The 13,539-nt window shown below is 63.9% G+C and carries 8 protein-coding genes; 2 read left to right on the plus strand and 6 right to left on the minus strand.

Annotation, left to right across the window (positions count from 1 at the left end; translation table 11 throughout):
• Nucleotides 1-623: 623 nt before the first annotated feature.
• The 4 genes from phaeop14_RS12825 to phaeop14_RS12840 form a co-directional block, all read right to left on the minus strand.
• Nucleotides 624-3,134 carry a GcvT family protein gene (locus phaeop14_RS12825; RefSeq protein ID WP_096789763.1) on the minus strand — a complete coding sequence of 837 codons (2,511 nt, stop codon included), beginning with the start codon at nucleotides 3,132-3,134 and terminating at the stop codon, nucleotides 624-626.
• A gap of 643 nt (nucleotides 3,135-3,777) precedes the next feature.
• On the minus strand, nucleotides 3,778-5,181 hold the full coding sequence (locus phaeop14_RS12830) for an FAD-binding oxidoreductase (RefSeq protein ID WP_096789764.1): 1,404 nt from the start codon (nucleotides 5,179-5,181) through the stop codon (nucleotides 3,778-3,780).
• A 119-nt stretch (nucleotides 5,182-5,300) separates the two neighbouring features.
• Nucleotides 5,301-7,091, minus strand: a complete 1,791-nt coding sequence (gene ggt, locus phaeop14_RS12835) for a gamma-glutamyltransferase (protein ID WP_096789765.1) — start codon at nucleotides 7,089-7,091, stop codon at nucleotides 5,301-5,303.
• A 41-nt stretch (nucleotides 7,092-7,132) separates the two neighbouring features.
• Nucleotides 7,133-8,119 (minus strand): 2-hydroxyacid dehydrogenase, encoded by a 987-nt coding sequence (locus phaeop14_RS12840; protein WP_040175585.1) that lies wholly within the window; start codon nucleotides 8,117-8,119, stop codon nucleotides 7,133-7,135.
• A gap of 272 nt (nucleotides 8,120-8,391) precedes the next feature.
• Here phaeop14_RS12840 and phaeop14_RS12845 point away from each other — a divergent pair, with 272 nt between their 5' ends.
• Nucleotides 8,392-8,877 (plus strand): SH3 domain-containing protein, encoded by a 486-nt coding sequence (locus phaeop14_RS12845; RefSeq protein WP_241770631.1) that lies wholly within the window; start codon nucleotides 8,392-8,394, stop codon nucleotides 8,875-8,877.
• Nucleotides 8,878-8,889: 12 nt separating this feature from the next.
• On the opposite strand, the gene phaeop14_RS12850 is transcribed toward phaeop14_RS12845, so the two are convergent.
• Both phaeop14_RS12850 and phaeop14_RS12855 read right to left on the minus strand, forming a co-directional pair.
• Nucleotides 8,890-11,502 (minus strand): AAA family ATPase, encoded by a 2,613-nt coding sequence (locus tag phaeop14_RS12850; RefSeq protein ID WP_096789766.1) that lies wholly within the window; start codon nucleotides 11,500-11,502, stop codon nucleotides 8,890-8,892.
• Nucleotides 11,499-12,632: a metallophosphoesterase family protein gene (locus tag phaeop14_RS12855; RefSeq protein WP_096789767.1), complete on the minus strand. Its 1,134-nt coding sequence runs from the start codon at nucleotides 12,630-12,632 to the stop codon at nucleotides 11,499-11,501. The genes phaeop14_RS12850 and phaeop14_RS12855 overlap by 4 nt, the downstream gene beginning before the upstream one ends.
• 191 nt (nucleotides 12,633-12,823) lie before the next feature.
• Between phaeop14_RS12855 and phaeop14_RS12860 the strand changes: the two genes are divergently transcribed.
• The gene (locus tag phaeop14_RS12860; RefSeq protein ID WP_096789768.1) at nucleotides 12,824-13,504 is read left to right on the plus strand and encodes a GntR family transcriptional regulator; all 681 of its coding nucleotides are present in this window, start codon (nucleotides 12,824-12,826) and stop codon (nucleotides 13,502-13,504) included.
• Nucleotides 13,505-13,539 lie beyond the last annotated feature (35 nt).

Consider the following 13,539-nt stretch of genomic DNA (forward strand, 5'->3'; position numbering starts at 1 on the left):
CACTGAAACCGACAAAGCCTAACCGTCCTCCGGTTTAAACGCCCTGGCGCTCAGCTTCACCTTTTCTCCACACGCCCTTGTGTCTCTCTCGACCTTCCCGTTGAAGAACAGCGTTTTGATGCAGCCGTGGTCAGTAATGATCCACTAGCCCAGCCATAATACCCGGCTCAACAGACTCAGCATCTTCCCATACGGCGTGACAACGTCAGAAACTGGCTGGGACCCATTCCCCAAGTTGGGGCCGATTTGTTGGGTGTTTCTCGCTGGTGTACCATCACGAGGGCCGATCAGGTGAGAGCTGGTATCCCTGAGGGATCGGGAGTCTCAAACCAGGTTTTGACACCCTTTGTTACAAGGGGGGGCATATGGATGCGCGGCGCCGGCTATTTGTCCCCCTTGGGGCGAGCAGGCCCTCGACAAGGACAGATTGAGGAGGCGAGCCTGCCAGTTGGCACCGTCTTCTCCACTGCCATGCATCGCCCAGCGATCAATTCACCACCGACCTACGCGTGCAACACACGATACTGTTGTAGCTGCCTTAGATGCGATCTTTCCTCCAAGGAAAAGCCCCGGCACATTGGCCGGGGCTTTGTTGTTTTAGTCTGCGCAAGAGAACCGAGAGGTCACCCGTTCTGGCGGATGGTTTCGTTCTTCGGATCATAGGGGCTGTCGCAGGTGACGACCGCATCCCACAGCTTGTCCTGCATCTTGACCTTCAGCTTGGTGCCTTCCACCGCGACGTCGGGCTGTACATAGCCCATGCCGATGGATTTTTCGAAGGCCACCGAATAACCGCCGGAGGTCAGGCGGCCAACGCGGGTTATGCCGTCTTCAGCATAAAGCGCCTCGTGGCCCCAGGGGTCAGCGTCCGACGGACCGTCGATCAGCAGGGTGCAGCACTTCACGCGGACGCCGGTCTCAACCAGCTTGTCCTTGCCGTGGAAGTCTTTCTCCAGATCAACAAAGCGCGGCAGGTCGGCTTCCAGCGGGGTCGCGTCGCGGCCCAACTCGTTGCCAAACGCGCGGTAGGATTTTTCCTGACGCAGCCAGTTCTGGGCGCGTGCGCCCACCAGCTTCATACCGTGCTTCTCGCCGGCTTTTTCCAACAGGTCAAAGAGGTAGTTCTGCATCTCGATCGGGTGATGCAGTTCCCAGCCCAGTTCACCGGTGTAGGCCACGCGGATCGCATTGACCGGGCACATGCCCAGTTCGATCTGACGCGCAGACAGCCAGGGGAAGCGCTTGTTCGACAGTGCGGTTTCCGGATCGGCGTCGACGATCACCTCTTTCAGCACATCGCGGGACTTGGGGCCTGCGATGGCGAAGACGCCCCACTGGGTGGTGACATCCTGGATCTCGATATAGCCGAACTCCTCCATCTTGTCCTCGGCGGCCTTGCGCAGGAAGTCGGCGTCATACTCGGTCCAGGCACCGGCGGAGACGAGGTAGTAGTTGTTCTCGCCATTGCGCACGATGGTGTATTCGGTGCGGGTGGTGCCAAAGGCGGTCAGCGCGTAGGTCAGGTTGATGCGGCCGACCTTCGGCAGTTTGTTGCAGGTGAACCAGTCCAGGAATTGGGTCGCACCGGGGCCTTTGACGACGTGTTTGGTGAAGGCGGTGGCATCCACCAGACCCACACCTTCGCGGATCGCCTTGGCTTCATCCACGGCGTGCTGCCACCAGCCGCCGCGGCGGAAGGAGCGGCTCTCTTCGTCGAAGTTGTCGGGGGCATCGACAGGGCCGAAATAGTTCGGGCGTTCCCAGCCGTTGACCCAGCCAAACTGTGCGCCGCGGGCTTTCTGGCGGTCAAACGCAGGTGCGGTGCGCAGCGGGCGGGCTGCCGGGCGCTCTTCATCCGGGTGGTGCAGGATGTAGACGTGCTCATAGCACTCTTCGTTCTTGCGCGCCGCAAATTCGGTGGTCATCCAGTTGGAGGAGTAGCGTTTCGGATCGAGCGACGCCATGTCGATCTCGGCCTCGCCGTCCACCATCATCTGCGCCAGATAGTAGCCGGTGCCGCCCGCCGCCGTGATGCCGAAGGAGAAACCTTCTGCCAGCCACATATTGCGCAGGCCGGGAGCCGGGCCAACCAGCGGGTTGCCGTCGGGGGTGTAGCAGATCGGGCCGTTGAAATCGTCCTTGAGGCCGGATTCGGCGCAGGAGGGCACACGCTCGGCCATCGCCATATACTGATCGGCAATCCGGTCCAGATCCAGCGGGAACAGGTCGGCGCGGAAGCTGTCTGGCACGCCGTGCTCAAAGCGTGCAGGTGCGCCATGCTCATAGATGCCAAGGATCCAGCCGCCGCGCTCCTCACGGGCATAGGATTCGTTGTCGGCGTCGCGGATAACGGGGTGTTCAGGGTTGCCGGCTTCGCGCCATTTGACCAGCTCGGGGTCCTTGTCCATGACGATGAAGGTGTGCTCAACCGGGATCGCTGGCATTTTGATGCCCAGCATTTTGGCGGTGCGCTGCGCGTGGTTACCAGAGGCGGTGACGACATGCTCGGCGGTGATCACGACTTTCTCGTCGCTCTCAATGAGGTTGCCGCCCTTCTCAACCATCTTGGTGCAGGTGACTTCCCAATGGGTGCCATTCCAGTGGAAGTCGTCGGCCTGCAGCTTGCGGTGGATCTCAACGCCGCGCTGACGGGCGCCCTTGGCCATCGCCTGGGTCACATCGGCGGGGTTAATATAGCCATCTTCGGTGTGGTAGATCGCACCTTTCAGGTCGCCAGTCTCAATGAGCGGCCAGCGTTCCTTGATCTGATCCGGGGTCAGCCATTCGTAGTCGACATCGCAGGTCTCGGCGGTGGAGGCATAGAGCATATATTCATCCATGCGATCCTGAGTCTGCGCCATCCGCAGGTTGCCCACCACGGCAAAGCCTGCGTTGAGGCCGGTTTCTTCCTCAAGGGTCTTGTAGAAATCGACCGAGTATTTGTGAATATGGGTGGTCGCATAGGACATGTTGAACAGCGGCAGGAGACCCGCCGCGTGCCATGTCGAACCGGAGGTCAGCTCATCACGCTCAATCAGCATGACGTCGTCCCAGCCTGCTTTGGCAAGGTGATAGGCAATCGAGGTGCCGACAGCGCCGCCGCCGACGACCAATGCTTTGACTTGGGTTTTCATGGGCCCGCTCTCCGGAAAATGATGACTCGTTTGCAGGGAGTTATGCCCCGCCTGCAGATTTTGCGCCAAATCCATCCGACCCAAAACATGACAAAACCGACCTAGCGTCGCCCGGAATGCAGGTTTCTGCCCGCCCCCTGTCGGTTTTCGCGGTCATGACCGCGATTTGCAGCTCGGGTTTGCACAGACAACGCTGCGCATGGCTTTGGTCCGGTCGGGGCACTGCCCTGCCGGAGTATCGGTCTCTTTGGCTCTGCTGCAGCCGATTGCTCGGGGCTGATATCCAGCCAGAATTCCAAGCCATAAGAAGTGGCGGCGCCGCCGGAAGCGGAGGTGGGACGGGGCTGTCGACCCCGCACGCTGAACGTCGGTTGTGCGTGCCCCTGCCAAGGGCCCTGTTCCAAAGTGCCGGGGATGTCAGTCCCGGCGGTGATCGCGATCAGCTCAGATCATGACAGTTTCAGATTGGACAAAGGTAAGCCCACCGTGCGGCGGCTTCGCAACGGGCCGCCTTCTGCTCCTGCAAGGGCAGCGCCGTGAGTATTTCAGGAAAGGTGACAGAGCGAGGTCCGTCCTGTCACCTTTCTCTAAATACTCAAATTCCGACGTCAGACTGGCGCGCTGTGCTGTCGGCAGGCAGACCTCAAATCTCCAGGATCTTACCGGGATTGAGGATATTCTCAGGATCCAGTGCCGCCTTGATCGCGGCCATATAGCGGGTGGTCTCGCCCAACTCCTGCTTGAGATAGGGGCGTTTGCCCTGACCGATACCATGTTCCCCAGTGCAGGTGCCCTCCATTGAGATCGCCAACTCATTCAGCCAGCCGACATAGACATCGGCGGCCGCCCGTTCTGCGTCGCTGTCCATGTCGATCAGCAGCAACGCGTGGAAATTGCCATCGCCGACATGGCCGACCATAGGCGCAAGGAGACCCATCTCTTCGGCTTTCGCGCGCGCGGCGCTGACACAGTCGGCCAGTTTGGAGATCGGCACACAGACGTCGGTGGAAATCCCCTTGGCACCGGGCCGCAGCTGCAGGCTGGCCCAATACATATCATGGCGCGCCTGCCAGAGCTTGCTGCGCTCCTCTGCGGTGGAGGTCGCCGCGATATCAAAGCCACCGAACTCCTCCGCGATCTGGGCAAAGATCTCCGTCTGTTCCACCACGCCGGCATCCGAGCCGTGGAACTCCAGCAGCAGGAGCGGCATTTCCGGCAGATCAAGGCCGGAATAGGCGTTGGCGGCGCGCACGCTCATGGCATCCAGAAGTTCGATCCGGGCCACCGGAATACCGTATTGGATGGTCATCATCACCGCGCGGCAGGCGTCATCCACGCTGCGAAAGGCACAGCGCGCGGAGCGGATCGCCTCCGGGATGCCCTGCAGGCGCAGGGTCAGCTCGGTGATCAGACCCAGCGTGCCTTCGCTGCCGACCAGCAGGCGGGTCATATCGTAGCCGGCGGAGGATTTCTTGGCCCGCTGCGCGGTGCGGATCACCCCGCCGTCCGCCATCACCGCCTCAAGCGCCAGCACATTGTCCTTCATCGTGCCATAGCGCACCGCATTGGTGCCGGAGGCGCGGGTCGCGGCCATACCGCCGAGCGAGGCATTGGCGCCGGGATCAATCGGGAAGAACAGGCCCTGATCGCGCAGGAATGTATTGAGCTGCTCGCGGGTCACCCCCGGCTGCACCACCACATCAAGGTCTTCGGCATGAACGGCAAGGATCTTGTCCATCCGCATCATATCAACGCAAATCCCACCGGCGGGGGCGTTCACATGGCCCTCCAGCGAGGTACCGGTGCCATAGGGTATCACCGGAACGCCGTAGTCGGCACAGGTTCTGACGATTTCCGCCACGTCTTCGGTGGAGGTCGGAAAGACCACCGCATCCGGCGGCTGATTGGTGATCCAGGTGGTGGTGTGGCCATGCTGTTCGCGGATCGCCTGCCCCGTTTGCAGCTGCTCACCAAAGCGTTGTTTCAACACGTCAATCGCCGCGTTGATACCGGCCTCGTTGCGCGGCAATGTTGTGGCCTGAACCATGGCAGCCTCCCTCTGGAAAATTCACCCGGCAACCATAGGCATCGCGCCCCGAGGTCAGCAATACCCAGAACCCCGTAGCGCTGGTGCTGCCCGGCCATCGGACCGGACAGCAGCAGATGTTATCCGCCCAGGGCGATGCCTTCGCGGCGGGGATCTGCGCCGCCTTTCAGCCCGTCCCCGATCTCGATCACATGCAGACCGGAGGTCAGGTCGCGGGCATTGACCTCAAACCCCATATCAGTGAGCGGCTGGGTCATATCCTCGGCGCTTGTGCCTGCCTCCACATCATAGGTGCCAAAGCGGTTCACCGCATGGGGCAGCGCCACGGCCTCTTGCACATCCATGCCCCAGTCGGCCCAGGCGATGATGGTCTTGGCGACATAGCCGATGATGCGGCTGCCACCCGGGGAGCCAACAGCCAGCGCTGGTTTGCCATCCTTCAGCACAATGGTGGGCGCCATGGAGGAGCGTGGACGTTTGCCCGGTTCCAGCCGGTTGGCAATCGGCACCCCGTCGCGATGGGTGCGGAAGGAGAAATCTGTCAGCTCATTGTTCAAAAGGAACCCAGCCGCCATCAGCCGCGAGCCAAAGCCGTTTTCGATGGTGGTCGTCATCGACAGCACGTTGCCATATTGATCGACGATGGAGATATGCGAGGTCGAGGGCAGTTCAATCGACTCATCATCGCTGAACAGCAGCGCATGGTCGAACTCCGGCGCGCCTGCGTTCACCTCCGGCAGGGCGTCATCGCCGCTGAGCAGCGTCGCGCGGGTGTCGAGGTAATCCTGCGCCACCAGCCCCTGTGTCGGCATCGGCACAAAGTCGCTGTCGGCCATGTACCGCCCCCGGTCGGCAAAGGCGAGGCGCGAGGCATCGCCGATCAACCGCCAGGCATCGGGGTTCTCTGCGCCCAATTCCGCCAGATCGTAATTGCCGAGCATACCGAGGATCTGCCCAACCGTCAGCGCACCGGAGGACGGCGGTCCCATGCCGCAGGCCTCATAGGCGCGATAGGTGACGCAGACGGCGGGGCGTTCCTTCACCTGATAAAGCGCCAGATCCATCGCGGATAGGACGCCGGGGTTGCCCTCGGCCTGGCGCACCGCACTGGTGATCGCCTCCGCTACGGGACCGGCATAGAACCCGCGCGCGCCCTCTGCTGCGAGGCGGCGCAAGGTGTCGGCGTAGGCGAGGTTCTTCAGCGTGCTGCCCACCGCCAGCGGCGTGCCACCGGGCAGGAAGTAATCGGCGGTCTCTGACCAGCGCGACAGGCGGTCGGCATCTTTTTCGATCAGACCGGCCAGCCGGGGCGAGACGGCAAAGCCATCTTCCGCCAAGTCAATGGCTGCGGTGAACAGGCCGGGCCAGGCGGCGCGCCCCCAGCGCCGGTGCGCCGCTTCTAGCAGGGCAGGTGTTCCGGGGGTCCCGACAGAGCGGCCACCGACGACGGCATCGTAGAACTTGAGCGGCTCGCCTGCGTCATCCTGAAACAGTGTCGGCGTGGCTGCCAGCGGCGCGGTTTCACGGCCATCCAACGTTGTCACCTCGCCCGTGGCTGCGTCATACCAGACCAGAAATGCCCCGCCGCCCAGGCCTGAGGATTGCGGCTCCACCAATCCCAGAACGGTTTGCACTGCCACCATGGCATCCGCCGCAGTCCCGCCCGCGCGCAGAACCTCGGCGCCGGCTGCAACCGCATGTGGATTGGCGGCGGCAACCATCCAGTTCTCAGCCTCGACCGGGGTGCCATCGGATTTGGCCTGAATGGCTGCAGCGACCGCGTCGCTGATCGCCGCAAACCCGGCATCTGCGGTTTCTGCCGCGCCCTCAGGTGCCACGGCATCTGCCGCCTCCTGTGCCCAAGCGGGTGTTGCTGCCAGCAATATGCCGGCCCAGAACAGATGTTTCATAACGTCGCCTCCCTCAAAAATGACGGGCTGCGTCAGCAACCCTAGAGCATGGACGGCACGACCTGATCCGGTGGCCGGTGGCCGTCCTCGAATGTCTTGATATTCAAAAGAACTTTTTCGCCCATCTCCAGGCGACCTTCGAGTGTGGCAGACCCCATATGCGGCAGCAGCACGACGTTTTCCAACTCGCGCAGGCGCGGGTTGATGTCGGTGCCATGCTCATAAACATCGAGACCTGCCCCGGCGATCTCACCGGCGCGCAGCATCCGCGTCAGCGCATGTTCGTCGATCACCTCGCCGCGCGAAGTGTTGACGATCACCGCATCGGGTTTCATCAGCTTCAACCGCCGGGCGTTCATCAGATGGAAGGTCGAGGGCGTGGAGGGGCAATTGATGGACAGCACATCCATCCGCGCCACCATCTGGTCAAGGCTTTCCCAATAGGTGGCCTCAAACCGGTCCTCAATCTCGGGGCGCAGGCGGCGACGGTTGTGGTAATGGACCTGCATGCCAAAGGCACCGGCCCGTTTGGCGACCGCTTGCCCGATGCTGCCCATGCCGAGAATCCCCAGACGCCGCCCGGCCAGACGCCCGCCCAGAAGAGCGGTGGGCGACCAGCCCTGCCAGTCCCCTTTCTGCATGATTGCCAGACCTTCGGGGATGCGGCGCACCACGGCCATGATCAGGGCCATGGCCATATCCGCCGTGTCATCGGTCAGGACACCCGGCGTGTTGGACACCAGAATGCCACGCTGGCGCGCCGTTGCCACATCGATGTGATCGACCCCGGCACCGTAGTTGGCAATCAGTTTCAACCGGTCTCCGGCCTGTGCCAGCAAGGCGGCATCGATGCTGTCGGTCACCGTCGGCACCAGCACATCGGCATCCTTCAGCGCTGTGGCCAGCTCGGCCCGGCTCATCGGTGTGTCGTCCTCGCGCAAGCGCACATCGAACAATTCGCTCAACCGGGTTTCAACCGGCTCCGGCAACCGTCGCGTTACGACAACACTCAGACGTTCTCTTGCCACTGCTGCTCTCCCTCGGCTTTGCAATCTCTCTGGCCTCATGGCATCGTGGCTCAGGACGCGGGCAGGCACAAGAACCATCCCGCGCCTCGGCCCATCTGACGCGGCTTTCTTTTTCAGACCTCATCGCACCCGGACATCAGATCAGGGGCGGGTCGGCAGAAAATGCAGTGCGTTCAGGTTGGTCAGGCAGGTAACAGGCAGCAAAAAGAAGAAGCGAGCAGGCAGTGAACATTTCGGCATCTTATCTGCGGTCCCGGCTGGCCGTGGTCGCCATGATCATGATTGCAACAACCGGTGCGATGATCCCGCATGAAGGCGCCGCGCGAGATGAGCGCGGCCCGGTGACCAATCTGCCGCTGCCGCGTTTCGTGTCAATGAAGGCCGCTGAGGGCAATGTGCGCCGTGGCCCTTCCCTGACCCACAAGATCGACTGGGTGTTCAAACGGCGTGGCATGCCGCTGGAGATCACCGCCGAATATGGCCATTGGCGTCGGGTGCGTGATCGCGATGGCGCCGGTGGCTGGGTGCATTATGCGCTGCTGTCCGGTGCCCGGACCGTGCTGATCGAAGAGGACATGCTGACGGTGCACGCCCGCCCCGACAGCGGCGCGCCGGTCACGGCCGCCTTTGAACTGGGCGTGGTGGCCCGACTGGGCAAATGCGAGGTCAGCTGGTGTTCGATTTCGGCCGGCGGCTATCGCGGCTGGGCGCCCAAGGAGAAGCTCTGGGGCGTGGCCCCGGAGGAGCTGCGCGACTGAGCCATTCGGCCATCAGCCGCGATCGTCGGCGGGGCGGATTGCAAGGCTGGTGCCGCCAAGATCGCGAAAGCTTTTCTGCCGACAGGAAAACACCAGAATTTGCAGATCATTGGCCTGAAGCGTCAGCGCATCAAACAGCGCCTCAATGCGGGCATCATCGGTATAAACAAGCGCGTCATCCAGTATGACCGGGATGCCTTGGCCGGATTTGGCCAGCAACCGGGCAAAGGCCAGCCGCACCATCAGCGCCAATTGTTCCTGCGTGCCGCCTGACAGCTGGGTCAGCTGCTCCTCTGCCGCGCCGCGCGCCAACTGACTGGGCAGCACGCTGTCGGCATCGACCTGCACCTCCGCCTCAGGCCAGAGGCGACGCAGCAGCGGCGTCAGCTCGGCCATCAGAGGTCCCAGATATTGCGCCTGCGCGCCCGCCTGCGCGGCCTCCAGCGCCTGATCGAGACGACGCAGGGTGGCAACCTCGAACTGCAGAGCCTTCTGTCGGGCCTCCGCGACGGCCAGCTGGTCGGTCACCTCGGCCAGCTCTTCCTCAACCGCGTGGCTGGCATGGGCGCTGATGCGCGCGTCCAAGACGGCCAGATCGCGCGCCAGATCCTGCAATCGGGTCTGTGAGGCCTCTACAACCGAGCGGGCCCGCTGACAGGCGGCGCGGGCCTGTTCCAGATCCGGGGCGGCAGCGATCAGGCGGGCATCTTCGGCCCGAGCCTCAGCAACGGTCTGATCCAAGGCAGGCATCTCGGCCCTCAGGGCGGCCAACTCTGTTGTGGCGGCTTCCGTCTCTCCGAGGGCCTGCGTGGCGCGGTCGAGATCGGCCTCCGCCGCTTTGGCCTCGGCCAGGGCGCCATGTGCGGATTGCTGGGCGGCGCCCTCCTCGATGCGGGCTTTGGCGAGATCGGCCTCCGCCTGTGTCTGACCGGCCTCCGCCTCCGCCAGTGCGGCCTCCAGCGTGGTGCGATCCGGCAGCGGATCGCAGGGGGGCTGCGGGTCTGCATCACCGGGCAGGGCCGCAATCGCCGCAACCAGCGCCTCGCGCCCCTCGGAGGCAAGTGCGCGCTGGGTGGCTTCGCCTTCCTTCAGCCGGGCGGTGGCGGCAAGGCGCGCCTGATGGGCGGCACGGGCCTGTGCCAATGTCTCAAATTCCAGCTGATCAAGGGCCGTTGCCAGCGCGGTTTCGGCCTCAGATACCGCCCCTGCCGCCTCACTGCGGGCAGGATGCAGCGTGACTGTGGCAAGGCCCGGAACCTCCAGCTCACCACCGTCCGGCAAGGCAATCTCATCCCCCTCATCGAAGGTCTCACCGTTGAGGCGCAGCGTTGTGGTGTTGCCCGGCAGGTAGCGGACGCTGAGTGCCGCCGCAGAGGCGGTGCGGGCGTGCTGCGCCAGGGTGACAGCCTGGGCCAGATCCTCCAACCGGACGAGTGCATCCGCATCAACACCCTGCCCGGCCTGCTGGCGATCCTTGGCAAGACGTGCCTGAAGCGCATCAAACTGTGCCAGACGTTCGCTCAGCTCCGTGCGTCGCAACTGCGCCTGTTCTGCGGCCTCAGACCGCAGGGCGGCGGCCACGGATTTCCGCGCCTGGGCGACGCTTTCGCGGGCCTGCCCTGCCCTGCTCTCCGCCTCTTTCAACTCTTGGGCCGCCTGCGCGGCCTGCTCTGCGGTACTGTCGCGCCGTTCTGCCGCCTGCGTTAGCGCGGTGGTGGCGCGGGCGTGATCGGCAAGGCGTTCGGCCTGTGTCTCGATCCGCGCCGCCTGCCCGTCGCGTTGCAAAACAGCGAGATCAAGCGCGCGGCGGGCCTGTTCACATTTCTCGCGGTGACGTTCAGCAGCGGCCAGCGCGGTTTCGGCCTGGTTCAGCCGGGACTGGCGGGCGGTAGTTTCCTCCGGCGCAGCAAGCTCCGCCTGTTCGCGCCGCAGGAGGTGCCGCTGGTCCAGCAGCTGACGCAAATCAGCGACCTGCCCGGCCAAGGCATCGCGCTGTTCAGAGAGCGCGGCCACGCGGCCCTCCACCTCGGCGAGCGGGCCACCCTTGCGCGTGCCACGGCTGGTAACCATGCGATCCAGATCGCTGCGCAGGCGGCGGCGCAGGCGTTCTATCTGCTGCCCGCCAGTCACGGCCTCGACCTCACCGCTGAGGGAGGACATCAGATCGCGCCGCGCCTCCAGCGTGTCCTTGGCATCGGCAAAATCCGTCAGCCCCTGCCGCAGCCAGAGCATGCCGACCGGCCCGTCCCTGGGCGGGGCAATGAGGTCGCGCAGCCAGGCTTCCGCCGCGTCGGCCTGATGCAGGAGCCCCCCCTCGCGCCAAATGCGCGCGGTGCCTTTGCCTGCGGATTTGGTAAAGCTCTTGGCGATACGAAAATGACTGCCCTGATGGGTCAGCTCAACCTCGATCTCAGGATCGCCACCCGCATGCGGGGCCAGCGCGCGTACCTCTTTGTCCCACGATTTCGCATCCTTGAAGAACAGCGCATGCAGAGCGTCAAAGATGGTGGATTTGCCCTGCTCATTCGGCGCGCTGAGCAGGTTGAGACCGGGGCCGATGCCGGTGATTTCCACCGGATCGACAAAGCGGCGCACATTGGTCATGCGAATGGAGGTGAGCTTCATTCCGCGCCCTCCCGCACGGCGGTATAGAGCCGGTTCAGCGCGGCGGCGGCCACATCGCGGGCCTCCTCGGCGAGGGCGCTGTTCTGACTCTCAGCCATCAGGAGCTCAGCCGCAGCGCGCAGCGCGCCGGTGGTGGCAATCTGATCCAGATCCTCGGCCCGGTGTTCAATGCGCAAGTCATCCCCATCAAGGCTGAGGTGGCAAAACGCCGGAGCCTGCTCTGCCACAAAACCCGACAGCTGCATGTGTTGATCTGCGGTGACCCAGCCGCGCGCGCGGATGCGGATCAGACAATTGGGCCAGTCCTGCGGATCATCCGGCAGCGCCTCTCTGATGAGGGCGCCGATATCCTGCCCCGGCGCCAGCTCAAGCGTGAGATCCTGCCAGTGGTATTGTCCCACCTCAACCGGGCGCAGCTGTGGCGGCTGGCCCGGTCCCGGCAGGTCCACCAGCAAGCAGCTGCCGCGCCCCGGATGTTTGAACCGATCCCGTTCCGGCGTGCCGGGGTAGCGGCTGTGGCCATTCAGGGTGAAATCACCGTGCCAATCCCCCAGCGCCAGATAATCCAGCCGAGCGCTGCTGGCGCGGTTGGTGGCAATTGTCTCGGCCCCGTTCTGATCTCGGTCGAAATCCAGCACGGCCCCATGGGCCAGACCGATCCGCAGATGTCCCTCCGGCGTCTCGGCGCTGTCCATCCAGATGGTGCGATCCTGTCCGGCGAAACGACGTTCGCAGGGCGCGGGCAGCAGCGTGACCCCGGGCGCGATTTCAACCGGCGTGGGCTGCATCAGCAGATGCACGTTCTGCGGCGCGTGGCGCGCCATTTCCGCCCAAAGCGGCTCTGCCGCGCCGCTGTCGTGGTTGCCGGGAATGATCCACCATTGCACCGGATCCGCTGCCGCCATCGCCGCCAGCGCCTGCCGGATCACCCGCGCCGACGGGGTTTCGGTATCAAACAGATCCCCCGCGATCAGCACATGGCCCGCGCCTTCTGTTGTCGCGATCCCGACCAGCCGGGACAGGATGCCCATCCGAGCCTGTTGCAGCGCGGCGCGGGTTTCCTCATCGAACTGGCCAAACCGCTTGCCCAGATGCAGATCAGAGGTGTGCAGCAGGCGCAGGCTGGTCATGCGGGGCAAGATCCTTTGAAGCGGTCGGTTGAGTTGGGTGGATTGCAGGAGTGACAGAGCCGCGCCGGGGCGTCAACGCCGACCCGGCGCAAGCGTCGCAGGCGCGCGCACAAAGGGGCGGGCGCCCCCATTGACAGAGGGTGGCTGGCACGGCAAAAATGTTGGATATTTTGCAAAATAGGGATCAAAGCATGTTTGGTCGGCGCGCACAGTCGGAGGAAGACACGGTTGTTGCTGTGCTGGCCGCAGCGCTGCGGCGGGACATTTCCTTTGGTGTGCTGCGACCGGATCAGAAGCTGAAGATTGAGGCGCTGCGTCAGAGTTACGGCGGTTCCAACCACTCCATGCGCGAAACCCTGCGGATGCTCAGCGCCGAGGGGCTGGTGGAGGCCACCGCCCAGCGCGGCTTTCGCGTGACCTCGGCCACCGAGGATGATCTGCGGGACATTCTGTTCATGCGGCTGGAGGTGGAGCGGCTGGGTCTGCGGCTGGGTCTGGCGCGCAGCGATGTACAATGGGAGGGCCGGGTACTGGCCGCCCACCATGCGCTGCGCCGCACCGAAGAGGCCCTGCTGAACGAAGCCAATGATGCGCTGGCGCTGGACTGGGATATGGCCTGCCGGAGCTTTGCCGCAGTGCTGGTGGAGGCCGCGCACTCGCCCCGGCTGTCGGATATGCAACTGAAATTCTACGACCAGTCGCGCCGGTTCCGTCTGGCGCTTCTGCGGGAGGGACGGTTGGATTTCGCCACCCGTGCAGAGCAACAACAGGCGCTGGTCGAAGCGATTCTGGCGCGCGACACAGAGGCCGCCGTGGCGGCGCTGGAGACCTATGTGACGGGTGACATGATGACAGGGACGAGGGGCGTCTGACGCTGCCACAAAGGAACCGCGAACGCTACGGGCCG

The organism is Phaeobacter piscinae (genome assembly GCF_002407245.1).
In the GTDB taxonomy this organism is placed as follows: Bacteria; Pseudomonadota; Alphaproteobacteria; order Rhodobacterales; family Rhodobacteraceae; genus Phaeobacter; species Phaeobacter piscinae.